The following is a 21,578-nucleotide window of genomic DNA, read 5'->3' as shown; positions in this document are numbered from 1 at the left end:
GTAACCGATGCTACGCCCCGCAAGGCAAATGCGGTAGAACCTGGGGCGACGGCGCATCGGCGCGCCGCGGAAACCCAGGGAGAACTTCCATGCTGCGCGTTGCCTGTCTTGCTTTCCCGCTCGTCGCGTTCGCTTTGCTCGGCGGTTGCAGCGACCCCGTGCCCCCCACGCCGCAAGGCGCGTTCAACGTCCAGTTCACGAAGACGGGCGCGAGCTGCCCGATCGCCTCGCACAGGTCGGAGGTCGGCACGATCAGCGCCTCGACGAAGACGGCCGTCGTGATTGACGGCGTGGAAGGCGCGAAGGTGACCTGCTCGGTTTCGGGCACGGGGCCGTTCAACGTGAGCGCGCAGCTCGTGCTCGGCAGCGACGGGATCAACCTGTCGATCCCCGCGATCAACGTGGGCGCGACGGAGATGAGCCCGGCCGCGGGTTCTCTCGCGTTCTTCTCGGACCGGACGGCCGGCGACGCGTTCAGCTCGTCGAAGTGCAACTTCTACTTCAAGGAAGGCACGGGCGAGGGCGTCGCGTCGGGCAAGCTCTGGGTCTCGTTCGAGTGCCCCGAGATCATCGAGTCGACGAACACGTGCGGCATCTCCGAGAGCCACCTGATCCTCGAGAACTGCGATACGTGACGCTCACCCCGAGCCCCTCTCCCCGCGGGGAGAGGGGTCGAGAGGGGGCGTGATGCCGACGCTCAGCGCTCGTTGTCGTCGCCGACCGTGACCGCGATGCGATGCGCGGGGACCTGGAGCGTGGGCTCGTCGCCGTACTCCACGTCGTCCTGGAGGAAGCGGATCGCCAGCACGGTGATGTTGTCCTCGCCGCCGAGCTCGTTCGCCTTGGCGATGAGGCGCCTGCACATCTCGGACGTGTCCTGCGAGGTCGCGACGATGTCGCGGATCTGCTCGTCGGTGAGCATGCCCGAAAGGCCGTCGGAGCAGAGGATGTAGACGTCGCCGAGGTGCGGCTCGTCGCTCATCAGGTCGACGGCGACGCTGTCCTGCATGCCGAGCGCGCGCGTGATCACGTTGCGCGGCAGCTCCGCCCGTTGCTCCTCGGTGAGCTCGGGCATCGCCATGAGGTAGTCGTTGATCAGCGAGTGATCCCGCGTGAGCTGCTGGATCGTACCGCCACGGACGCGGTAGGCGCGGCTGTCGCCGACGTGGCCCACGTAGAGGCGGTTGCGCCTGCGCGAGAAGACGGCGCTGACCACGGTCGTGCCCATGCCGGCGCACTCGCGCGAGCGAATGCTGCGCTCGAAGATCCGCCGGTTCGCGACCATGATGCCGCTGAGCAGGCGGTTTTCATCCTCGGTCAGGTTCGCGTCGAAGTGGATCGGCCAGGTCGCGTCGTCGTTCGCCGTCGAGCGGAAGAACTCGGTGATGGAGTCGGTCGCGAGTCGGCTCGCCACATCGCCGGCGCGATGGCCCCCCATGCCATCGGCGACGATGAACAGATCGTACTCCAGGAGGACAGCGTAGCTGTCCTCGTTGTGATCGCGCTGGAGACCGACATCGGTCATCCCGGAAGCAAATGCGCGCATAAACCTCGGCAACCTGGGACCGGGTCAAAACCGACGATTTTCACGGTTTCACGCAGCGTTTCCGCTGTCAAGCCGTCTTCCTCGCTCGGGGCAAGGAAGGCGCGCGTCGCGGGTCCGCCGCGGAGCGGCAAGCGCGTGGAGCGCCCTTTATCTCGGCTGCCTTGGGCCATGCGTTCCCCCTCCTCTCGTTGCGTCCGGAGACGCCTACACCTCCAGGATGTCCTTTTCCTTGTGAGCGATGACGGCGTCGACCTGCTTGATGCCCTCGGCGACCACGTCCTCGATCTTCTTCTTCGCCCGATCGGCGTCGTCGCCGCTGACCTCGCCGTCCTTGTCGAGCGAGTCGACGAGCTCGTTCGCGTCCCTGCGGTGCTTGCGGATCGCGACTTTCGCCTCCTCGCCGTTCTTCTTGGTCAGCTTGACCATCTCCTTGCGCCGGTCCTCGGTGAGCGCCGGGATCGGGATGCGGATGAGATCGCCGTCGACCTGCGGGTTCAGGTTCAGGTCGCTCTCGCGGATCGCCTTGTCCACGGCCTTCACCTGGTTCTTCTCCCAGGGCTTGATCGTGATGAGGCGAGGCTCGGGCACGCTCACCGTGGCCATCTGTTGGATGGGCGTCGGGACGCCGTAGTAGTCGACGCGCACGCCGTCGAGCATCCCCGCGTGGGCGCGGCCGGTGCGCACGCGCGCGAGATCTCGGCGGAGCGCCTCGATGGATTTCTCGATGCCATCCTGCAAGTCCTTGAACACGTCTTCCAGCATGCCGTCTCTCCTCGGTCTCGTGCGGCGGGGGCGAGCTTAGCTCTCTTTTGTGCAGGAGGGGGCAGTTGCGGAGGGGCTTTGCACACGGAACCGCGGAAACAGGGCGGCCCCGACGGACCCCGACGGCCGAGGCCAGGCAGCCGGCTCCCAGAGTTCCGCCGGAGGGGCGCCCCTGCCCGCTGCCCCGGGGCGGCCCTCCGTAGTAGGTGTAGGGGAGGCGCCATGCGTGACCTCGACTGGAAGAGCTTCGACGTCCTGGTCGTGGACGACGAGCAGGACAACCTCGACGCCTTCCGCTTCGCCTTCCGCAAGACGTTCTCGCTCCACTACGCGCTCGGCGGGACGCAGGCGCTCTCGGAGCTCGCGCGGCTCGACGCGGCGCTCATCGTGACCGACCAGCGCATGCCGGGCATGAGCGGGCTCGAGCTTCTGCGCCGCGCCAAGCAGATGCGGCCCGACGCGCTCGGGATCCTTCTGACAGCGTATGCGGATCTGCCCGTGCTCGTCGACGCGCTGAACTCGGGCACGGTCTACCGCTACGTGCAGAAGCCCTGGGACGGCAGCGAGCTCGCCGCCATCCTGCGCCAGGGGATCAGCGTGTTCGCCACGATGCGCGAGAACAAGCGGCTGCGAGATCAGCTCGCGCACTACGCGGGCTACCTCGAGCGCGAGCAGCGCGACCCGATCGACTTCGGCGAGCTCATCTGCAACTCCGCCGCCATGAAGGAGGTCTCGACGCGCATCGGCGAGGTCGCTCCGACCTCGACACACGTGCTCGTCGAAGGTCGGGTCGGCGCCGAGAAGGAGATCGTGGCGCGCGCGATCCACATCGGATCGCCGCGCGAGGAACGGCCCTTCGTCAAGGTCACGTGCGCGGCGTTCCGCGGCGAGGCGCTCGAACGGGAGATCTTCGGCTACCGGCGCGGCGCGTTCGAGGGCGCGACCGCCGATCGCGTCGGCCGCGTCGAGCTCGCGCACGGCGGCACGCTCTACCTCGAAGATCCCGGTCCGCCGACCGCCGCCTTGCAGGCGCGGCTCGCTCGCTTGCTCGCGACAGGAGAGGCCGAGCGCGTGGGCGACGCCGAGTCGCGCAGGCTCGACGTGCGCCTCGTCGTCTCCGTCACGCCCGACCTCGACGAAGCGTGGGGCCGCGACGTCTTGCCCGAGCTCGCCTCGCGCCTCTCCGTCTTCCCGATCCGCCTGCCGCCGCTCAGCGAGCGCCGCGAGGACATCCGCCCGCTCGCCGAGCACTTCCTCCGCAAGTACACGCGCCGCAACACGCGCGCCGCGCGCGCCCTCTCGCACGGGGCGTTCGTGAAGCTCGAGGCCTACGCCTTCCCGGGCAACGTGCGCGAGCTCGAGAACGTCGTCGAGCGCGCGGCCATCCTCGCGCGGGGCGACGTGATCCAGCCGGAACACCTCGCGTTCGTCCCGCCCGTGCCCGCGTGGGAGAAGACGTCGACGTCACCTCCGTCGCAGCCCACGGCGCCCGTCGAGTCCGAGACGGGCTCGCGACGACAGAACCTCGACTCGCAGCTCGAAGAGATCGAGCGGCGCGAGATGCTGGCGGCGCTCGAGCGATGCGGCGGCAACAAGGCCGAGATGGCTCGCTTGCTCGGCGTGCAGCGGACGACGCTCTACTACCGGCTGAAGCGGCTCGGCATCGACGTGTAGTGCGTGGAGAACGGAAGCCCCCCGCGTCGCGGGCGAACGCGGGGAGACGCCTCGGCTGAACCGCCTCCGAAGAGTTGACGGATCCTCCGCGCCTGCGCGATGATCGCGTGGTTTCCCGGTTTTTCCGGAGCGCCGCCTGGGCGCGCGAAGAGGACGACGAGAGGCGATGGCTTTCTGGAGCACGGCCGATGTGGAGCTCGTTTCGCGCGTCGTCACGGCGATGACGAAGAACGATCGTCGCGTGCGGGGCAAGCTGACCTTGCACTTCGCGGAGGCGCAGACCCAGGGCAACGCCGACGACGCCGCCGATCGATGCGCGACGCTCGCCGAGGAGCTCTTCGGCGAGGCCGACGATCACGAGCAGCTCATCGGCGCCGAGGCCGAGCTCGTCGCCGCGCTACGTCTGCGCCTGCCGCCGCGGTTCCCCGCGATCCGCTCGCTCGATCTCGCGGCGCTGCACGTCGTTGGCGATCCGGGCACGTCGGCGGCGCTCCGGCGCGCGTCGACCACCACCATGCGTTCCGTGACCGGGCCCGTCTCCACGCCCGCGCCGAACACGACGCGTGGCCACGCCTCGCCCTCGTCCACGCCCCCGAGCGGCGGCGATTCTTCCTTGGGAAGCTTCCGCGTCGCGCAGCTCGGGGGCTCGCCTTCGAGCACCTTCCGCGGGCCGGTCTCGAGCTCCGGGCCGGCGAGCGGGCCCGTTTCGACGTCGGGACCTCGCTCGTCGTCGCCGCCGACGCGGCGGGGCACGCTCGGCCGGATGCGCGCGATCATGCCGGGCATGATGCTCGCGCCCGGGGCGCCGCCCGAGGCCATCGGCCAGGCGCTCGCGCCCTTCGTGCGGGACTGCGCCGGCCGCATCCTCGTCGGCTTCCTCCGCGGCTACGACCTCGTCGCGATGCGTGGACTCGCGCTCGAAGAAGGCTCGGCCGAGATGCTGGCCGCGCTCGTTCCGGTCTCGGATGCGCCCCTCGGCGGGTACGAAGCGAGCCGCACGGCCGAGCTTGCGCGCTGGCAAGCTGCCTTCGGCGAGGGCGTCTTTCAGCGCGTGCGCCGCGAGAGCCAGGTCGCGGCCATCTACCTCGCGCACATGGCGCTCGGCCGGCTCGGCGTACCGCCCAGCATCGACTTGCCCATCCTGCAGGAAGCCGCGCCTTCGGCGTTCGGCGGCGAGCGCGGCACGGTCCTCGAGATGTCGCGCTACGTCTCGGTCCCTGCGGAGAGCTTCGTGCCCGCGCTCTGCCAGCACCTCGTCGAAATCGTCGGCCACGGTGACGCGATGCAACTCGCGGCCGCGCTCGCCCCGCTCGTCACGTCGGTCGAGGAGGACATGGCCATCGCCGCGACGTTCGCCAGGGACGCGTCGGGCGTGTAGCGGCCCTGCGGTTCGCCGCTAGCGTTCGGCTCGTCCGCCTTCTTCCTGCCCTGCCGTTCGTGCAGCGTCCTCGGCAGCCGCGGACTCGCGTTCGACGTCGACGTGCTCGCCGTGGTTGCCGGCAACGGCTGGGGGCTTGGTCGACATGCTCGCCGCGCTTGTCGGCAACGGCTGGGGTCCTTGTCGACATGCTCGCCGCGGTTGCGGGCAACGCCTGGGGTCCTTGTCGACATGCTCGCCGTGGTTGCCGGCAACGGCTGGGCTCCTTGTCGACGTGCTCGCCGCGCTTTGCCGGCAACGCCTGGGGTCCTTGTCGACATGCTCGCCGTGGTTGCCGGCAACGGCTCGGGTCCTTGTCGACATGCTCGCCGTGGTTGCGGGCAACGCCTGGGGTCCTTGTCGACATGCTCGCCGCGCTTGTCGGCAATGGCTGGAGTCCTTGTCGACATGCTCGCCGTGGTTGCGGGCAACACCTGGGGTCCTTGTCGACATGCTCGCCGTGCTTGTCGGCAACACCTGGGGTCCTTGTCGACATGCTCGCCGTGGTTGCAGGCAACGGCTGGGGTCCTTGTCGACATGCTCGCCGTGCTTGTCGGCAACGGCTGGGGTCTTTGTCGACATGCTCGCCGTGTACAACATACGGCAGTATGTGAAGGGAGACCCTTCAGCGCTTGCCGCCCTGATTCCCAAGGAACCGCGCGAACGGCTCTCGCGGGCTGAGCTCATTGCGCTCGCAGTGCCATAGCAACGGCTGGACGGGCTATCGATTTTGCAGCGTGAAAACAGGAGCGCCAGCGCGTCAAGCGAGCGCGAGCGTCTTCAGGTGCTCCCGGGCGAGATGCAGGCGGCCGTGGACGGTCTTCGTCTTGAGCCCGAGCGATCCGGCAATCTCCTGGATCGAGCGGCCCTCCAGGTACGGCAGCACCACGGCGCGGATGCGGGGTCGGAGCTTGCCGAGAAATCGCTTGAGCCGAAACATTCCGTATGTCGCCTGCACGAGCAGCCCGGTCGAATCCGCTCCTTCCTGCTCGGCGAAGTCATCCGCGAGCCCCGCGAAGACCTCTCGCTCGTGACGCACCAGGGCTCGGTGATTGCGTGCGTGGTTGAGCCGATCACCAGGAGCCACGGACGCGCCTGCTCCGGCGTCACAAGGCGCGAGAGGTTCCGCCACGCCGTGATGAAGACCTCCTGCAAGACGTCCTCCACGTCCCGGGAAGGAATGAACTGTCCGAGAAGGAGACGGCGAAGGAAGTCGCGGTGTTCGAGGTAAAGGCGCCCGAGGAGGGCGTGCGCCGCCGTAAAGTTTGCCGGCGGAGGATGGACGAGTATCGTGCTCACAGCTTGTGAACTCCAGTCCGTTGGGGTTTGCAGGTGAGACGCCGGTCGGTGTTGAGAGCGCCGGCTGGCGTCGCTTGTTTTGTCTCACAGGTTGGGGGAGAAGGAAATCCATAAATGCGGAGATTGGTTCGTCTTGGAAGAACCGGGATCCGCTGGGATTGCGTGACAGGGCCGCGGGAATGAGAAGGTGATCGTGGGATCGCTGCCGCTGCCGCTGCCGCTGCCGCTGCCGCTTCCGCTGCCGCTGCCGCTTCCGCTGCCGCTGCCGCTCCCGCCTCCGCTTCCGCTTCCGGAGGCCCTCACCCGTCGTAACCCGATGGTTCTGCGTCCTGCTGACGGCGGATCGACCCCGTTGGCGCACGTTCGTGCCACTTCCCGCCCCGTGGCCGCCCTTTGGGGCGTTCCCGGAGCCGATCCGCGTACGGCGCTGCTCGCGGCTCATCCAGAGCGAGATCACGGCCGCTGCGGCTGGGGAAGATCACCCGTAGAGTCGGAGCTCACGTACTCTTGTCAGGCGGCCGATAGTTGGGGGAAGAGTAACGATCTGTTCTCGCTCTGGCCCCGTCAGCCCTGCAAGCGGCTCCAGTGTCTCTGCGCCCGTCGCGATCGCGGACTCGACGCCATCGACAACGCGACGCCACGCGTCGCACTGGGTGTCTTGCACTTCATCGTAAAGGACGGGCAATCGTCTCCCATGCTTTGGCCCCCTTAGGTTGAAGCACTGACACGTGGGGGGTCCTCCAAAAGGGCGAACTGGCGGGTCGGCCTGAAAGAGTTTCATACGACGTTTCCCTTGCGGTCTCGTGCCCGCCCAACGCCTTGCAGGTGTGCTGCCGGGCGCCGTGCTGAGCGGAGCGAGGCATGGCGCACCGTCATGCACCACCCGCTTGTTGTGCCGCAGGGTCTTGTCTGGGCGCCCGCAGTTGCCGAGAGCGAGCCACGCTTACCGTGGCAAAGCCCCCGGCCACTCAGAGTATGAGTGCAGCAGCGTGAGGCAAGCCGCCTCATCCCCTTTGTCACAGAGATTCCGGAAGAGTTCCTTAGCGCGTGTATCGTCTCTGGGCACACCCCGACCCTCGGCATACGCGACCCCGAGATTGAAGCAGCCCGCTGCCTCCCCACCGTCGCAGCCTTTGCGGTAGAGTCCCGCGGCGCGCGTCTCGTCCTTGGTCACACCCCGGCCTTTCTGGTACAGGCGTCCGAGGTTCACGCAGCCGGCCGCGTTCCCACGGTTGCAGGCATTGCCAAAGAGTTCCACGGCGCGCGCCGCGTCCTTGGCCGAGCCCCAGCCTTCCTCGAGCAGGAAGCTGAGGCTCACGCAGCCGGCTGCGTTCCCGCGGTTGCAGGCATTGCCAAAGAGTTCCGCGGCGCGCGCCTTATCCGTGGCTAGGCCCCGGCCGTCGGAGCCCCAGCCTCTGTCGAGCAGGTGTCCGAGGCTCACGCAGCCGTCCGCATTTCCGCGGTCGCAGGCCTTACCAAAGAGTTCCGCGGCGCGCGCATCGTCCCCGGGGAGATCTCCTCCAGACGTGTACATCACGCCCAGCGCATGGCAGTCGGCAGCGGAGCCCGCCTCGCAGCTTTTACTCAGCCAGATGGCACCCGAATCGGCTTCCATGGCGGTCACGGGCGGAGATGCTGGGGCGCAGGCGTTGCACCAGGCCGCGAGCGCCACGAAGCACGACCAGGACACTGCAAACAGGTATCGATTGCCCTCGCGCTCCGCGGGACTGCTGCACTTCTTATAGCGGCGCACAACAAGAAACTTCCTCATATCCGGCATCACCCCACAGCAGCACGGCGGACAACCTCCACGCCGCACCGCCCTCCCGAGCACGGCGCCAAGCGCGACGCCGCCCCACCGACATCGAGCGCACCGACCTCCTGGGCCCTCTCCACCGCGTCGCAAAGGCACTCGCATCTACCCCTGCGCATCGCCGCATCCCTGCGGTCTCCTCTCCTCCTCCATACTTCCAGATCCGACCACCTCTACGGTCCCAGCCAACACGCTCCACCGGCCACCTGTCAACCCAGGCGGCCGCCTCGAGCGCTCAAACATGAACGACACCGGACCACCCCGCCCCCACTCGACCGTCACAAGGCGGGGGACGTCCTCATTCACGCGTTTCGCGCCGGGGCCCTGGGGCGGATCAGCCTCGAGCGCCCTGACGACGGGTGACGCTCCTCGCCGGCGACGGTGTGATCGCGCGAGAGATCGGTGGCCTCCGAGGGAAGAAACGGCTATCCGACACGCATCACTCCGCTCGGACGCGTCCCTACCCTGGGTCGCCCCTCGAGCACGGGATCAGAGACGAATGGCACACATCATCCTGCCTCACACGATCGCGAACGACCGCCTGGAAGAGGCGAGAGGATTTCGCCGGCGGATCGGGGCGAACCTCGGGGCGTCCGCCAGTCGCGGGCCGTTCTTGCCGACGCTCGCGGCGTTCGCCACGGACGTCGCCGGTACGCTCCTCACCGTCGACGCCGAGCCGACCGAAGGGGTCGAGTGGCTCCGGCGTTCCGCCCGCGCGAGCGCGCTCTTCTTCGGTCGCGTGGTCTTTCCCGACCGCGTCGTTCCGATGGAGATCACGGTCGACGTCATGGTGGGCGCGGTCAACCCGCCGCCTCCATGGCAGGAGGCCACCGCGCGCGCGTGGGTCGACGCCATGTGGTGCACGCTGGCGATCGCGGACGGCACCGCGCACGCGTGGCTCACGAACATCCCGGAGAGCGCGCTTCTCCAGATCGGCGTGCAGACGGCGAAGCTCGATGAATACTTCTTTCCGCTCGCCGAGACCCTTCGCGCGGTCGCGACGCGCAGCGGCCATCACGGGAAGGAGCTCATTCGCACGCTCGAGGCCATGCCGAATGCCGCGCGCGCCTCGTCGCGGCTGGAGCGGATCGACGAGCCGGCTGTCCGGACGCTCTTCGCGCTCCTGGAAGGAGACCAGCCGGGCTACACGGAGTCGCTCGTGGCCTTGCTCGAGTCGCACCGCGCGTACGCGGAGGCCCTGGCGAGCGCTGGACCTCGCACCTTGCTCTCCCTACCGGCATGCGCTCTCGAGCGTCTTGCCCGTTCCCGCGGCATCGTGTCCGGCGTCGTTTCGGCGTATGCGCCGGAGCTCGTCTTCACCGCGTGAATCGGTCTGCCCTCGCGATGCGGAAATGGTCTCCTGCGATGAACCGCTCGCCAGGCACGCGGGGTCGTGTGCGTCGCACGCTCGCTCTCGCTGCCGCTCCGTGGTGGCTCGCGTGTAGCTCCACGTCTGCGGAGCCCCCGCGCGATCCGGTGAAGGTTCGCGTCGAACGGCCGGCTGTCTCCGGCGTCGCGCCGCGCCCGAGCGACCTCGAGAGCACGGAGCTCCCGCCCTCTTGCGGTGAGCTCGAGCTCGAGCGCGTCGCGCTCGTCGCCTCGGGGAAAGGCGAGCGACACCCGGCGATGGTGCGCGTCGACGGCGCGCACCGCGCGTGCGGGCACGACGCCGACGCGGACCGGCGGGCCTGCGCGGCCGTGCGCCGGAGAGTCCTGGTGGACGAGGCCGCCGGCTACGGGCCCCGGCATCCGAGGGCCGTCGCCGCGAACGCGCAGCTGTCTCTCTGCGCGGCGTGGGAAAGCGCCGCTGGCCCGGACGCGCCCCCTCCTCCGCGACCGACGAGTCGAGACTGCGCGCGATGGCGTGCCGAGCAGGCCGAGCTGCGCGCGAAGGGGAAGGGCGAGCGCCACCCGGACGTGCTCGCCGTCGAGGCGAAGCTCGCCATGTGCTCGTAGCGAAGCCAGTCACTGGTTTCGCTTGATCACGTGATAGCCGAACGGCGTCTCCACGGGAGCGGATAGTGGTTCCAAACGGGTTCTCGAAGACAGGCACAATCGCCACGTCGCAAAAAGTGGACGTAACACCCGATCCAAGATCCGCTCTCCTCCGCGAAATACTACGTTATTTCGATCAGATAACAGCATGTCGAGGCGATATGCCTCGATCCTCTGAGCCGGTGCTGGGAAGACGCTACCAGGGTGGCTCAGCACCATGAACGCGAAGCCCCCTCGTCATGGAAGACGTTCGGTGCTAGACGCTTCGCCACCATGACGTACCGAGAGCAGGATGCGGGCCGGGCGGAGGAGGAAGCGCAGGCGGCCGCAAGGGCCGCAGAGGAGACAAAGCGCTTCGCCGAGGCTCTCCGGACGCCTCGACGCAGTCCGCTCTCGTACTTCAAGTCGTGGCGTGCGCAGCGATTCATTGCGACGATGCTCGGCCTCGTCGCGTTGGGCGCCGGGTACAAGGTCTTCGGATGGAATCTCGAGCGGTTGATGGAGTACGGGCTTTACATCTTTGCGGTGGGCGGCAGTGCGCTGCTCCTCTTCGTCTTCGGATTAGCCGGCGTGCGCGCTCTCCGCGAACGCCTATCGAGGCGTTGAGATCGCGACGTGTTCGGGTGATGCCGCTCTTGCCGACGCTGGCTACGGTCATGGGCACGAAAGGCGCTCACACCCGGTTGCGTTTCATCGTCGGCGGCGTGCGCGTCGACGGCTGGATCAGCAACAGCGAGAACGCCTTCGGCGGGTGATCTTCCCCCGCTTCCGTGGACAAACCCACTATGCCGCAAGAGCGGCAACTTGTGCACGTAATTCGAACTCGACGGGACTCAGGTACCCGAGGTACGAGTGCCGCCTAGCGTGGTTGTAAAAGCTCTCGAGGTAGTCACCGATCGCAGTTGTCGCCGCATCCCGCGAGGGGTAGCGGGTAGCATCGACCAGCTCGGCCTTGAGGGTGGCGAAGAAGCTCTCGGCGACGGCATTATCCCAGCAATCGCCGACGCGGCGCATGCTCGCAATGATGCCCTTCTGGCGCAGTTCGTTGCAGTAATCCTCGCTGGCGTAGGGACTACCGCGGTCTGAATGGTGCACGAGCCCTGGCGCGGGTTTGCGAGCGTGTAGCGCCCGCCGAAGAGCCGCGAGAGCGAGCGCGCGATCGTTCTGCTCGCTCATCGCAAAACCCACCACGCGCCGGGGGAGCGAGTTGACGAGGTGTACCTGGTGCGGACGTTCGACGCGTCCCCGGCTCTTTCGAGCCGCACGCGCCCGTCAATCCTGCCCCACCGAAGCCCCACACCAGCACGCCCAGCATGACCGCGCGGCTCCTCGTCATGGCTTGCATGGTGTACTGAGTCGCACGTTCATCGGCTGGGCGGAAACGGAAAACCAGCCAGGGGGCTCGCGATACGCCCGTGAGCCGAGCGTCCCATGATGGTCACTGGGTCGGCGGGTGCCGGCCGGAGCCGCGGCAGCGGTACACGATCAGATTTCGCTTGCCGCTTCCGCTTCCGCGTCCGCTGCCGCTTCCGTTGCTGGGGGAAGGCGTGCCGCCATGGGGGACGGCACGCCTCGGTCATTACCGGCGTGTGAGGCGGTGCAGGGTAGCTACGATACGGTCCAGTGTGTCGAGCAGGGCCTCGTCCACGTTTTCAATGTACCCGAGTGCATCGGCTACTTCCAGGCACGCGCGCACCTCCGCCGCCGAACCCATGGCCGTGTGCCAACGCGCGCGTTCGTTCCTTCCCTGCGAATACGCGCCCTCGCTCAGATTCAATGCGACGCTCGTCGCTGCCCGCCGAATCTGATACCCGAGATTCGGATCCTTGGTCCCGATCCGCTCCATCACCGGCCGCAACATCTTGAGCATCTCGATCGCCACGCCATAAACCCTGAGTGCCATTGTTTCCTCCGTATCCCCGACCGGGGACCCCTGACCCCGGCCCGCGCGCGGAGGAAGGCGAAAGGCTGCGAGGCTTTGCCTCGCACCGCGCGGAGCCGCGCGGAGCCGCGCGCAGCGAAGCGAGCACGGCGAGCACGGCGAGCACGGCTTGGCCTTTCGCCTTCCGAGCACGCGGGCACAATCGACCTCCCCGGACGAAAACAAAGAACAACCGTCCAAACCACCGGAAGCGGAAGCGGAAGCGGAAGCGGAAGCGGAAGCGGAAGCGGAAGCGGAAGCGGAAGCGGAGGCGGAAGCGGAAGCGGAAGCGGAAGCGGAAGCGGAAGCGGAAGCGGAAGCGGAAGCGGCAGCGGCAGCGGCTCCGGGCCGTTTCCGTTCCCTCCGCGCTCGCAAAAGGCTAGAGCGTCGATCGTGCTCCCCGCGTCCGCCCGACGTCTCGTTGCGATCGCCGTCATGTCCACCACCTCCACCGTTTCCTCGCTGTCGTGCTCTCCTGCCGGGGGAGCGCCGCCCATCCAGCCTGAAGGAACCGCCTCGGCGAGCAGCGCGTCCGCGCCGGGCCCTGTCGATCCTCCGGCTCCGCCCGACGCGCCCGATCGCACCTTCGCCGCGCTCTCCGAGCGCTTTTTGAAGGGCTACCTCGCGCGCGAGCCCGTCGCGGCCACCGAGGCGGGCGAGCATGCGCACGACGCGCGCTGGCCCGATCGCAGCGAGGAAGGCGAGGCCGAGGCCCGCCGCTTCTACGTCGGCCTTCTCGACGAGCTCGGCCGGATCTCCGTCGCGGCCCTCGACGCGCAGGGCCGCGTCGATCATGCGATGCTCGGAAACCAGCTCCGGTACGCGATCTTCGCGATCGACGAGCTGCGCGAGGCCTCCGCGAGCCCGCTCTACTACACGCGCCTCGTCGGCGACGGACTCGATCCGCTCGTCACGCGGAGCTTCGGCACGCCGGCGTCCCGCGCACGGAGCCTCGTGGGCCGGCTCGAAGGCATCCCTGCGATCGTCGAGGCCGCGAAGAAGCGGCTCGGCCGTCCGCCGCGCCTGCACACCGAGACGGCCATCGTGCAGAACCGCGGCCTCGTCTCTCTCTGCCGCGGTGACGTCCTCGCCCCTTACGCGAAACTCCCCGACGCCGCGCTCGTCTCCGAGCTCGCGGCCGCGAGCGAGCGGGCGGCCAAGGCGCTCGAGGACTTCCAGGGCTTCCTCGAAAAGGACCTCCTCCCCCGCAGCGACGGCGAGATCCGCCTCGGCCGCGCGCGCTTCGAGAAGAAGCTCCGTTACTACCTCGACGACGACGTCGACATCGACGCGATCGCAAAGGGCGCCCGCGCGCTGCTCGAACGCACGCAGGCCGAGATGGTCGAGACCTCCAAGGAGCTCTGGCCGACGCTCTTCCCGAAGCGCAAGCTCCCCACGACGACGACGCTCGTCGATCGCAAGCAGCTCGTGCGCGAGGTCCTCAACGCGCTCGGCGACGATCACCCGACGAACGAGACGATCGTCTCGGAGGCGCGTGATCTCGTGCAGAAGGCGACGGCGTTCGTCCGCGAGCGCGACATCGTGCGGGTGCCCGACGAGGTCTGTCAGGTCATCGAGATGCCCGAGTACCGGCGCGGCGTGTCCATCGCGTATTGCGACGCCTCGGGCCCGCTCGAGGAGCGCGCCGAGACCTTCTACGCGATCGCGCCCACGCCGAACGACTGGGACGACAAGCGCCGTCTCTCGTTTTACCGCGAGTACAACCGCAGCATGCTCGCCGACCTCACCGTGCACGAGGCGATGCCCGGGCATTTCCTGCAGCTCATGCACAACAACCGCTTCCCCTCGAAGCTCCGCGCCGTGTTTTCGAGCGGCCCGTTCGTCGAGGGCTGGGCTGTCTACAGCGAGTGGGTCATGGCCAAGCACGGCTTCGGCGGCCCGAAGGTGCGCATCCAGCGCGAGAAGATGGTGCTAAGGCTCGCGGTGAACGCGCTGCTCGATCACGGCGTGCACGCCGGCTCGATGACCGAGGCCGAAGGGCTCGCGCTCATGACGAACGAGGCGTTCCAGGAGGAGGGCGAGGCCGTGGGCAAGTGGAAGCGCGCGCTGCTCACGAGCGCGCAGCTCACGACCTACTATTACGGCTTCACCGAGATGATGAAGCTCCGCGCGGCGAACGAAGGCGCTCCGGGTTTCACGGAGCGAACCTTTCACGACAAGGTGCTGAGCTTCGGCTCGCCGTCGATGCGCCACCTGCGCGACCTCGTCCGGCCGTAGAAAGGAGCGAGCGCATGCTGCGTCGCCTCCGCCGGGCCCTGCGAAAACGAGCGTTCGAGCGCAAGCTCGCGGCCTTGCCCGCGCTGCTCGAACGCAAGCAGAACGCCGAGGCCGAGGCCGCGGCGTCGGAAGCGCTCCTGATCGGGGAGGAGGTCTTCGGCGAGGAGGCAGCCGAGCTCACGACGCCGCTCTATGTGATCGCTGCGGCGCGGCTCTCGGCGGGCCACACGGAGGACGCGCTCGCCGCCTGCACGCGGGCCATTCGAATCGCCGAGGCGCTCGCCGGCGCGCCCACCGAGCCCCGCTTGCCGAAGCTCTACGAGCTCGCGGCCGCGATCCACGAGCGCGCCGGCCGCCTCGACGCGACGATCCGCCTCTACCGCCGGCTCCTCGCGGGGTACGAGCGCATGCGCAGCCCCGACGAGGCCGCGATCGCCGACGTCGCCGGCCGGCTCGGCCTGCTCCTCGGCAAGCAAAAACAAACCGCGGAGGCCGAGCTCCTCCTCGCCCGCGCGCTCACGACCACCGAACGTGTCTTCGGCGCGCGCTCGCGCCCTGCGGCCGAGGCCCTCTACAACCTCGGCACGGTGCTCGCGGCGGCGGGCCGTCGCGATGACGCGGCGCGCTCCCTGCGGCGCGCGATCGGCATCCTCACGGAAACCGACGCGCGGACTGTCGATAGTCTCCTCGCGCTCGCGCAGCACAACCTCGCGACCCTCGTCGAGGCCGAGGGCCGCGCCGACGAGGCCGAGGACCTCTACCGACGCGCGCTCGCCGCCCACGCTGGAGCGACGGGCGCCGATCCGCCCGAGATCCGTCCCACCCTGGTCCGCCTCGGAAACCTCCTCGAAGCCAAGGGCCGGGTGGACGAAGCGCTCTCCCTTTACGACCGCGCGCTCCCCCTCGCGGAGGCCGAGCTCGGCCCAGATCACGCCGTGACGCTCGGGATTCGCGCCTTCCGGGAGGCCGCCCAGCACAAACGCCCGCCGGCGCGTTGAGATCCAGGACACGACACACGTCCGTTCACCTGAAAAGCCACTCTTCAGACACCCCTCTGTCACGGTGCTGTGACGGACCTGCACCTAGCGTGCGGGTGCTTGGTCCTGTAAGGAGACGGCGCCCCGCGTCTCCGACGCGCGAGACCCCTCGGGTCATGGCGCGGATGAGCAGCCCCCGGGGCGCCGAAAGGCTCTCGTGTTCATGGAGGCTCTTCTCGATCCGTCGCTCGGCAACGGGGTGCGCGCGCTCCTCGTCCTCTGCCTCTTGATCGCCCTCGGCTTCGAGTTCGTGAACGGCTTTCACGACACCGCCAACGCGGTCGCGACGGTCATCTACACGAACTCCCTGAAGCCCCACGTCGCGGTCGTCCTCTCTGGCCTCTGCAACTTCGTCGGCGTCTTCGCGGGTGGCATCGCGGTCGCCATGGGCATCATGAAGCTCTTGCCCGTGGAGCTGCTCGTCTCGAGCGGCGTGGGCGCGGGGCTCGCGATGGTGCTCGCCCTCCTGCTCGCGGCGATCTCCTGGAACTTAGGCACCTGGTACCTCGGCCTGCCCGCGTCGAGCTCCCACACCCTCATCGGCGCGATTCTGGGTGTCGGCATCGCCAACTCGCTCCTGCCCGGCCACAAGTTCGGCGACGGCGTGAGCTGGAGCAAGGCCGCGGACATCGGCATCGCGCTGCTCGTCTCGCCGCTCTTCGGCTTCAGCCTCGCGGCGCTGCTCGTCGTCCTGATCAAGCGCTACACGACGAACAAGGCGCTGCTCGAGCCGCCGCCGAAGGACGCGCCGCCGCCGCGCGGCACCCGCGCCCTGCTCGTCTCGACCTGCGCGGCCGTGAGCTTCGCCCACGGCTCGAACGACGGCCAGAAGGGCGTGGGCCTCGTGATGCTCATCCTGATCGGCCTGGTCCCGGCCGGCTTCGCGATCAACATGGATGCGAGCCCCGCGGAGCTCGAGCGCACGCTGCGCGCCACGGACAACGTCGCGGCGCTCGTCCGCGACCACTACGATCAGCACTCCAAGGTGGAGGCCGAGAAGACGCTCGTGCGCCTCGGCGAGCTCCACCAGTTCCTCGACGGCCGCAAATCGGCGAAGGAAATCGCGCCGATGGATCGCTTCAAGTTCCGGCAGGATCTCCTGCTCGCGGACAAGTCCATCGACAACATGCAGAAGGGCGGCCACCTCGGCCTCACGCCCGCGGAGACGAAGAAGCTCGCGGAGGAGCGCAAGGCCCTGCGTGCGCTCACGGAGTACGCGCCGAACTGGGTCCTCGTGGCGATCGCGCTCTCGCTCGGCATCGGCACGATGTTCGGCTGGAAGCGCATCGTCGTGACGGTCGGCGAGAAGATCGGCAAGAGCCACCTCACGTACGCGCAGGGCGCGTCGGCGGAGATCGTCGCGGCGAGCACGATCGGCGTCTCGGCGTGGCTCGGGCTCCCGGTGAGCACGACGCACGTCCTCTCCTCGGGCATCGCCGGCACGATGGTGGCGCAGCGCTCGGGCCTGCAGGGCTCGACGGTGCGGAACATCGGCCTCGCCTGGGTGCTCACGCTGCCCGCCTCGATGACGCTCTCCGCGCTGTTTTTCCTGCTCTTCCGCGCGATCTTCAGCTGACGATCCGCGCCGGGCCCCGAGGCTTCTCGGCCCGGGCCGCCTTCGATATCCTGCGCCTCGCCCATGCGCACCTTCAGCACCGAGGGTCCTTGTGATCCTGCGCGCCACCATCACCTGCCCGCGGCGCCGCGGCTCGCGGAGGGCCTCGGCCTCGTCGACGAAGGCGCGTATTTCCTGGTGCGCGCGCCGCGGCGCACGGGCAAGACCACGAGCTTGCGCGCCCTCGCCGCCGAGCTCTTGGCGTCGGATCGGTATGCCGCGCTCGTGGTCTCCGCCGAGGTCGGCGAGCCCCTCGGGGACGACGTCGCGCGCGCGGAGGAGGCATTGCTCGCCTCGATCCGCCTCTCCGCGGAGCACGATTTGCCGCCCGAGCTGCGCCCGCCGCCCTTCCCCGCCTCGGCGGACGGCACGCGGCTCTGGGCGGCGCTCTCGGCCTGGGCGCAGGTTTGTCCTCGCCCGCTCGTCCTTTTTTTCGACGGCGCGGACACGCTGCACGGCGCCGCGCTCCGGACGGTCCTGCGCCAGCTCGAGATCGGCTTTCCGCGTCGCCCCGCGGCCTTTCCGTGGTCCGTGGTTCTCTCCGGAACGCGCGACCTGCGCCTCGAACCTTTCGTGGCGGCAAGCGACGCGCCCGTTCGTCCGGGCCTCACGGGCCCCTTCGAGACCGCCTTATCGCCCGAATCGCTTCGAAGCTTCACCGAGGACGAGATTCGCGCGCTGTATGCGCAGCACACCCACGAAACGGGGCAAACCTTCGAGGAGGCCGCGATCCGGGCCACGCGGGAGGCGACCGCGGGCCATCCCTTCCTCGTGCAGGCGCTCGGCCGCGAGCTCGTGACGATCGTCCCGCGTGCTGAAACCGTTTGCGAAGCGCACGTCCGCGCGGCCATCCATCACCTCGTCGATCACCGCACGACCCCGATCGACGCCCTCGCCGCGCGCCTTGCCGAGCCACGCGTCCGCCGCGTCGTCGAGCCCCTCCTCGCGGGCACGGCGCTCGTGGCGCGGGCCCAGGGCGGCGACATCCGTTATGCGCGCAGCCTCGGCCTGCTCGCCGAGGACGACCCTGCGCGTATCGAAAGCGGCATCCACCGCGCGCTCGTCCCGCGCCTGCTCGCCTCGGGCGTCGGGCGCGCCATCACGGACGAGCCGGCGCGGTTTTACAAGACAGATGGCGCCCTCGACGTCGAGACGCTCCTCCACGCATTCGCGTTGTTTTACAAGACACACGCTCGCCACCTCGTCACGGACGTGGCCTACGAGGCGGTCGCGCCCGAGCTCGTCTTCCTGGGTTATCTGTATCGAATGGTCGAGCCCCGCGGCTGGGTCGACGTCCGCTGGGGCGGCTCGCGCGGCCGGATCGACGTCGTGCTGCGCGTCCCGCTCGCGGGCGGGGACGAGCAACACGAGGCGTTCGTCCTGGTCTCGCGGCGAAAAGGAGAATCGGGTGCCAAGGCACGCGCGGTGGGGTTTTTGGAGGAGGTGCTCGACGCGGAGGAGCTCGCGGGCGGCACGGTGGTGCTGTTCGATCGCCGTAACAAACGGGCCGCGGGGGAACGCGTGAAGCTCAAGCTGACGTCGACGGCGAAGGGACGGGCGGCGTGGGTGCTGCGGGCGTAGAAATTTTCGCCAGGCCAAACACAAATTTTCCGAGACGAACCCTGGCCTCGACACACCCCATTTGACGAAATCCCCCTCGCGTGGAACGTTCGCCGCGACGGCCCCTGTCACCCCCACGGACGAGGAGTTGCTCATGAACACGCAGGAAATCATGGACATGTGGGAGCGCCAGGCCAAGGAGCAAGGGCGCCAGGAAGGACGCCTGGAAGGACGCCAGGAAGGGCTCCAAGTAGGCGCCCAGGAGGGGCTCCTCCGCGGGCAACGTCGCACGATGCTCCAGCTCCTGCGCCTTCGCTTCGGCGAGTTGCCTCAGGCGGTCGTTGCTCGTATCGAGGCTGCGGACTCCGCCGCCCTCGATCAGTGGACGGCGCGGGTCCTCGCGGCGAAGACGCCGGAGGAAGTCGTCGCGTAACGCCGCTCAGCTCTCCGCTGGCGTCAGGTCTGCCACGCGGTGGATCGTCCAGCGCTCGGTGCCGTCCACGATCACCTCGGCGAGCTGCTTCTGGTACTCCGCGTGGTACGGCACGGCGGCCATATCGCGCCATGCGGCTTCGAGATCGTCCACGTTATCGATCTGCACTTCGAGCTCGACCTGCGATTCGGGCCCGCCGATGCTGCCGGAGAGGACGCGCAGCGACCGCCAACCGATGCGTTGTGCCACGTCGATGTACCATTTCCGCAGCACCCTGAGACACTCGTCCCTGCGACCGAACCGGGTCGTGAACTGCCAACGCGCAACGTACATGATCCGGGCTCCCTTCTTCGTGAGCCCGACATCATAATCCCCACCGCGAACGACGGGATCCAAAAACGTGCGCGCGAAACGTGACACCTTGCGTCACGAATCGTCACCGAATCACGATCACGCCCGGCTCGCCGTCGCGGTAGAGCGCCTCGACCAGGCCTGCGCGGCGCGTGAGGACCGCGCGCTGGTTGATGTACCCCTTGTCGGTGATCTCGCCGGCGTCGATGCTCGGCGGCTCGACCAGGAACATCACCCGCGCGATTCGCGTGCTGCTCCCGGGGTGCGCCTCGTTGTACACGCGGAGGCCCGCCGTGAGGTGCGAAAGGACCTCCGGCCGCTCGACGAGGGATGCGAGCGGCTCTTCCTTTGCATCCGGGCAAAGCGAACGACACCCGACGAGGCTCGGAAAGACGAGCAAGCCGATTTCGTCCCGGTCGTGCCCCGCCACCACCGCGTCCTGAATCACGGGCGCCGCCGCGGCGATCGCCGTGATCCGCACCTGACCCACGTGCACCCACGTCGCGCTCGTCAGCTTGAAATCTTCCGCCACGCGGCCATCGAAGACGATGCCTTTCGACGGATCCCCCGGATCCGCGAGCCTGCCGGCATCGCCGATCTTGTAAAATCCTTCCTCGTCGAAGGCCGCGCGCGTGAGGTCCTCGCGGCCGAAATAGCCGGGCGTCACGTTCGGCCCGCGCACGCGCATCTCCAGCTTGCTGCCGTTCGGCACCATCTTGAGCTCGCAGCCGGGCGCGGGAAGGCCGATCACGCCCGCGCGATCGATCGGAAAATGCACCGTCGTCACCATCGGCGAGGTCTCCGTCGAGCCCCAGGCCGAGACCATCGTGACGCGCTCGCCCCGCGCCTTTTGGCTCACCTCTTCGAGCCGCTTCCACGTGCTCTGCGGCAGCGCGGCGGCCGCATAAAAGAGCAGGTCGAGCTCCCGGAAGAAATGGTCCCGCAGGTCAGCGTCGTTTTCGAGGTACGGGAGAATCGCGTCGAACCCGCGCGGCACGTTGAAATACAGCGTCGGCGCGACCTCGCGCAGGTTGTGTACCGTCTTCTCGACGAGCTCGGGCATCGGGCGGCCCTCGTCGATGAAGAGCGTGCCGCCGTGGAACAGCACCATGTTGAAGTTGTGATTGCCCCCGAACGTATGGCTCCAGGGCAGCCAATCCACGACGACCGGCGGCCTCTTCCGCAAAAATGGCCAGACATCCACGATCGCCTGCTGATTCGAGCAGAGCATACGGTGCGTGTTGAGCACGCCCTTCGGCTCGCCCGTCGATCCCGAGGTGAACAGGATCTTCGCGACCGTGTCGGGCTCGACCGTCTCCATCGCGCGGCCCGCGCGCTCGCCCGCGAGCTCGCGGCAAAGCTCGTCGAATTGCGTCGCCGACGAGCCGCCCTCGGACACCACGACCTCCGCGCCCCCGAGGTCGAGCGCCCCGAGCGCCCGGCCAAACCGTCCCTCGTCCCGCGCATACACGAGGCCCGGCTTCACGAGGCCGAGGATGTACCGCAGCTTTTCGTAATCACGCGAGAGCAACGCATACGCCGGCGACACCGGACACACGGGCACGCCCACGAGCATCGCCCCGAGCGCGAGCAGCGCGTGATCGATGCCATTCTCGCTCAGGATCACGATCGGCCGCGCGGCGGAGAGATCCCGCCGCGCGAGCGCCTCGCCGATCGATGCCGCGACCGCAGCCGCCTCGCCATACGTCACCTGACGCACGCCCCCGGACGCTTCCCGTTCGGCAAGAAACACCCGATCCGGCGCCAGATCCGCCCAGGCGTAAAGCAGCTCGCCGAGGTGCCGCGGATAAGCCGGGAGCGGCCTCGGCGAGCGCAGGATCATGCCTCCGCCCGGCAGGTTCGTCACGACGACCTCCGGCGGCGCGAATTCGAGGCGGGCGGCCTTCTCCATGAACA

The 21,578-nt window shown here is 68.5% G+C and carries 19 protein-coding genes and 2 pseudogenes; 12 read left to right on the top strand and 9 right to left on the bottom strand.

Annotated features, from left to right (window positions below; translation table 11 throughout):
- Positions 1-89: 89 nt before the first annotated feature.
- On the top strand, positions 90-635 hold the full coding sequence (locus KEG57_RS18010; RefSeq protein ID WP_272428003.1) for a hypothetical protein: 546 nt from the start codon (positions 90-92) through the stop codon (positions 633-635).
- Between the two features lie 62 nt (positions 636-697).
- Here KEG57_RS18010 and KEG57_RS18005 read toward each other — a convergent pair whose 3' ends face one another.
- Positions 698-1,525, bottom strand: a complete 828-nt coding sequence (locus KEG57_RS18005) for a Stp1/IreP family PP2C-type Ser/Thr phosphatase (protein ID WP_276074878.1) — start codon at positions 1,523-1,525, stop codon at positions 698-700.
- Positions 1,526-1,750: 225 nt separating this feature from the next.
- Entirely contained in the window at positions 1,751-2,308 is a 558-nt protein-coding gene (gene frr / locus KEG57_RS18000; protein ID WP_272428001.1) for a ribosome recycling factor, read from the bottom strand.
- Between the two features lie 222 nt (positions 2,309-2,530).
- On the opposite strand from frr, the gene KEG57_RS17995 reads away from it, so the two are divergent.
- Both KEG57_RS17995 and KEG57_RS17990 read left to right on the top strand, forming a co-directional pair.
- On the top strand, positions 2,531-3,982 hold the full coding sequence (locus KEG57_RS17995) for a sigma-54-dependent transcriptional regulator (RefSeq protein WP_272428000.1): 1,452 nt from the start codon (positions 2,531-2,533) through the stop codon (positions 3,980-3,982).
- A gap of 166 nt (positions 3,983-4,148) precedes the next feature.
- Entirely contained in the window at positions 4,149-5,360 is a 1,212-nt protein-coding gene (locus tag KEG57_RS17990; RefSeq protein WP_272427999.1) for a hypothetical protein, read from the top strand.
- A gap of 799 nt (positions 5,361-6,159) precedes the next feature.
- Here the strand turns inward: KEG57_RS17990 and KEG57_RS55615 are convergent.
- The 3 genes and pseudogenes from KEG57_RS55615 to KEG57_RS17980 all read right to left on the bottom strand — a co-directional run bounded on the left by KEG57_RS55615 (position 6,160) and on the right by KEG57_RS17980 (position 8,313).
- Positions 6,160-6,438, bottom strand: a complete 279-nt coding sequence (locus tag KEG57_RS55615) for a sigma factor-like helix-turn-helix DNA-binding protein (protein ID WP_272427998.1) — start codon at positions 6,436-6,438, stop codon at positions 6,160-6,162.
- Positions 6,439-6,482: 44 nt separating this feature from the next.
- Positions 6,483-6,698 (bottom strand): annotated as a pseudogene (locus KEG57_RS56075) (RNA polymerase sigma factor); the annotation flags it as partial.
- Positions 6,699-7,641: 943 nt separating this feature from the next.
- The gene (locus KEG57_RS17980; protein ID WP_272458651.1) at positions 7,642-8,313 is read right to left on the bottom strand and encodes a tetratricopeptide repeat protein; all 672 of its coding nucleotides are present in this window, start codon (positions 8,311-8,313) and stop codon (positions 7,642-7,644) included.
- A 697-nt stretch (positions 8,314-9,010) separates the two neighbouring features.
- On the opposite strand from KEG57_RS17980, the gene KEG57_RS17975 reads away from it, so the two are divergent.
- The 4 genes from KEG57_RS17975 (at position 9,011) to KEG57_RS17960 (ending at position 11,261) form a co-directional block, all read left to right on the top strand.
- On the top strand, positions 9,011-9,838 hold the full coding sequence (locus KEG57_RS17975; RefSeq protein WP_272427996.1) for an immunity 49 family protein: 828 nt from the start codon (positions 9,011-9,013) through the stop codon (positions 9,836-9,838).
- Positions 9,839-9,987: 149 nt separating this feature from the next.
- Positions 9,988-10,467 carry a hypothetical protein gene (locus KEG57_RS17970; protein WP_272427995.1) on the top strand — a complete coding sequence of 160 codons (480 nt, stop codon included), beginning with the start codon at positions 9,988-9,990 and terminating at the stop codon, positions 10,465-10,467.
- Positions 10,468-10,779: 312 nt separating this feature from the next.
- A complete protein-coding gene (locus tag KEG57_RS17965) occupies positions 10,780-11,112 on the top strand; it encodes a hypothetical protein (protein WP_272427994.1) in 333 nt (110 codons plus the stop codon).
- A gap of 20 nt (positions 11,113-11,132) precedes the next feature.
- The gene (locus tag KEG57_RS17960) at positions 11,133-11,261 is read left to right on the top strand and encodes a hypothetical protein (protein ID WP_272427993.1); all 129 of its coding nucleotides are present in this window, start codon (positions 11,133-11,135) and stop codon (positions 11,259-11,261) included.
- A 28-nt stretch (positions 11,262-11,289) separates the two neighbouring features.
- On the opposite strand, the pseudogene KEG57_RS17955 reads toward KEG57_RS17960, so the two are convergent.
- Both KEG57_RS17955 and KEG57_RS17950 read right to left on the bottom strand, forming a co-directional pair.
- Positions 11,290-11,715 (bottom strand): annotated as a pseudogene (locus tag KEG57_RS17955) (transposase); the annotation flags it as partial.
- Between the two features lie 370 nt (positions 11,716-12,085).
- Positions 12,086-12,409, bottom strand: coding sequence for a four helix bundle protein (locus tag KEG57_RS17950; RefSeq protein ID WP_272427992.1), 324 nt, complete (start codon positions 12,407-12,409; stop codon positions 12,086-12,088).
- 453 nt (positions 12,410-12,862) lie between these two features.
- On the opposite strand from KEG57_RS17950, the gene KEG57_RS17945 reads away from it, so the two are divergent.
- The 5 genes from KEG57_RS17945 to KEG57_RS17925 all read left to right on the top strand — a co-directional run bounded on the left by KEG57_RS17945 (position 12,863) and on the right by KEG57_RS17925 (position 19,310).
- Positions 12,863-14,665, top strand: a complete 1,803-nt coding sequence (locus KEG57_RS17945) for a DUF885 domain-containing protein (RefSeq protein WP_272427991.1) — start codon at positions 12,863-12,865, stop codon at positions 14,663-14,665.
- 14 nt (positions 14,666-14,679) lie between these two features.
- Positions 14,680-15,663, top strand: a complete 984-nt coding sequence (locus KEG57_RS17940) for a tetratricopeptide repeat protein (protein WP_272427990.1) — start codon at positions 14,680-14,682, stop codon at positions 15,661-15,663.
- 202 nt (positions 15,664-15,865) lie between these two features.
- Entirely contained in the window at positions 15,866-17,278 is a 1,413-nt protein-coding gene (locus KEG57_RS17935) for an inorganic phosphate transporter (protein ID WP_272427989.1), read from the top strand.
- A 63-nt stretch (positions 17,279-17,341) separates the two neighbouring features.
- Positions 17,342-18,898 carry an ATP-binding protein gene (locus tag KEG57_RS17930; RefSeq protein WP_272427988.1) on the top strand — a complete coding sequence of 519 codons (1,557 nt, stop codon included), beginning with the start codon at positions 17,342-17,344 and terminating at the stop codon, positions 18,896-18,898.
- Positions 18,899-19,031: 133 nt separating this feature from the next.
- On the top strand, positions 19,032-19,310 hold the full coding sequence (locus KEG57_RS17925; RefSeq protein WP_272427987.1) for an RpnC/YadD family protein: 279 nt from the start codon (positions 19,032-19,034) through the stop codon (positions 19,308-19,310).
- Between the two features lie 6 nt (positions 19,311-19,316).
- On the opposite strand, the gene KEG57_RS17920 is transcribed toward KEG57_RS17925, so the two are convergent.
- Both KEG57_RS17920 and KEG57_RS17915 read right to left on the bottom strand, forming a co-directional pair.
- On the bottom strand, positions 19,317-19,643 hold the full coding sequence (locus tag KEG57_RS17920) for a hypothetical protein (protein ID WP_272427986.1): 327 nt from the start codon (positions 19,641-19,643) through the stop codon (positions 19,317-19,319).
- 103 nt (positions 19,644-19,746) lie between these two features.
- Positions 19,747-21,573 carry a feruloyl-CoA synthase gene (locus tag KEG57_RS17915; protein ID WP_272427985.1) on the bottom strand — a complete coding sequence of 609 codons (1,827 nt, stop codon included), beginning with the start codon at positions 21,571-21,573 and terminating at the stop codon, positions 19,747-19,749.
- Positions 21,574-21,578 lie beyond the last annotated feature (5 nt).

It is taken from the genome of Polyangium jinanense, from assembly GCF_028435365.1.
The sequence above is the reverse complement of the archived record's forward strand: the minus strand, read 5'-3'. Positions and strand labels throughout refer to the sequence as shown.

Bases quoted from the DNA above. Each gene is read 5' to 3' on its own strand.
- KEG57_RS17990 (WP_272427999.1), top strand. From the start codon at position 4,149: ATGGCTTTCTGGAGCACGGCCGATGTGGAGCTCGTTTCGCGCGTCGTC.
- KEG57_RS17925 (WP_272427987.1), top strand. From the start codon at position 19,032: ATGAACACGCAGGAAATCATGGACATGTGGGAGCGCCAGGCCAAGGAG.
- KEG57_RS17995 (WP_272428000.1), top strand. From the start codon at position 2,531: ATGCGTGACCTCGACTGGAAGAGCTTCGACGTCCTGGTCGTGGACGAC.
- KEG57_RS17945 (WP_272427991.1), top strand. From the start codon at position 12,863: ATGTCCACCACCTCCACCGTTTCCTCGCTGTCGTGCTCTCCTGCCGGG.
- KEG57_RS17950 (WP_272427992.1), bottom strand. From the start codon at position 12,409: ATGGCACTCAGGGTTTATGGCGTGGCGATCGAGATGCTCAAGATGTTG.
- KEG57_RS17980 (WP_272458651.1), bottom strand. From the start codon at position 8,313: ATGGAAGCCGATTCGGGTGCCATCTGGCTGAGTAAAAGCTGCGAGGCG.
- KEG57_RS18005 (WP_276074878.1), bottom strand. From the start codon at position 1,525: ATGACCGATGTCGGTCTCCAGCGCGATCACAACGAGGACAGCTACGCT.
- KEG57_RS17935 (WP_272427989.1), top strand. From the start codon at position 15,866: ATGGAGGCTCTTCTCGATCCGTCGCTCGGCAACGGGGTGCGCGCGCTC.
- KEG57_RS17915 (WP_272427985.1), bottom strand. From the start codon at position 21,573: ATGGAGAAGGCCGCCCGCCTCGAATTCGCGCCGCCGGAGGTCGTCGTG.
- frr (WP_272428001.1), bottom strand. From the start codon at position 2,308: ATGCTGGAAGACGTGTTCAAGGACTTGCAGGATGGCATCGAGAAATCC.
- KEG57_RS18010 (WP_272428003.1), top strand. From the start codon at position 90: ATGCTGCGCGTTGCCTGTCTTGCTTTCCCGCTCGTCGCGTTCGCTTTG.
- KEG57_RS17930 (WP_272427988.1), top strand. From the start codon at position 17,342: ATGCGCACCTTCAGCACCGAGGGTCCTTGTGATCCTGCGCGCCACCAT.
- KEG57_RS17920 (WP_272427986.1), bottom strand. From the start codon at position 19,643: ATGTACGTTGCGCGTTGGCAGTTCACGACCCGGTTCGGTCGCAGGGAC.
- KEG57_RS17960 (WP_272427993.1), top strand. From the start codon at position 11,133: ATGCCGCTCTTGCCGACGCTGGCTACGGTCATGGGCACGAAAGGCGCT.
- KEG57_RS17965 (WP_272427994.1), top strand. From the start codon at position 10,780: ATGACGTACCGAGAGCAGGATGCGGGCCGGGCGGAGGAGGAAGCGCAG.
- KEG57_RS17975 (WP_272427996.1), top strand. From the start codon at position 9,011: ATGGCACACATCATCCTGCCTCACACGATCGCGAACGACCGCCTGGAA.
- KEG57_RS17940 (WP_272427990.1), top strand. From the start codon at position 14,680: ATGCTGCGTCGCCTCCGCCGGGCCCTGCGAAAACGAGCGTTCGAGCGC.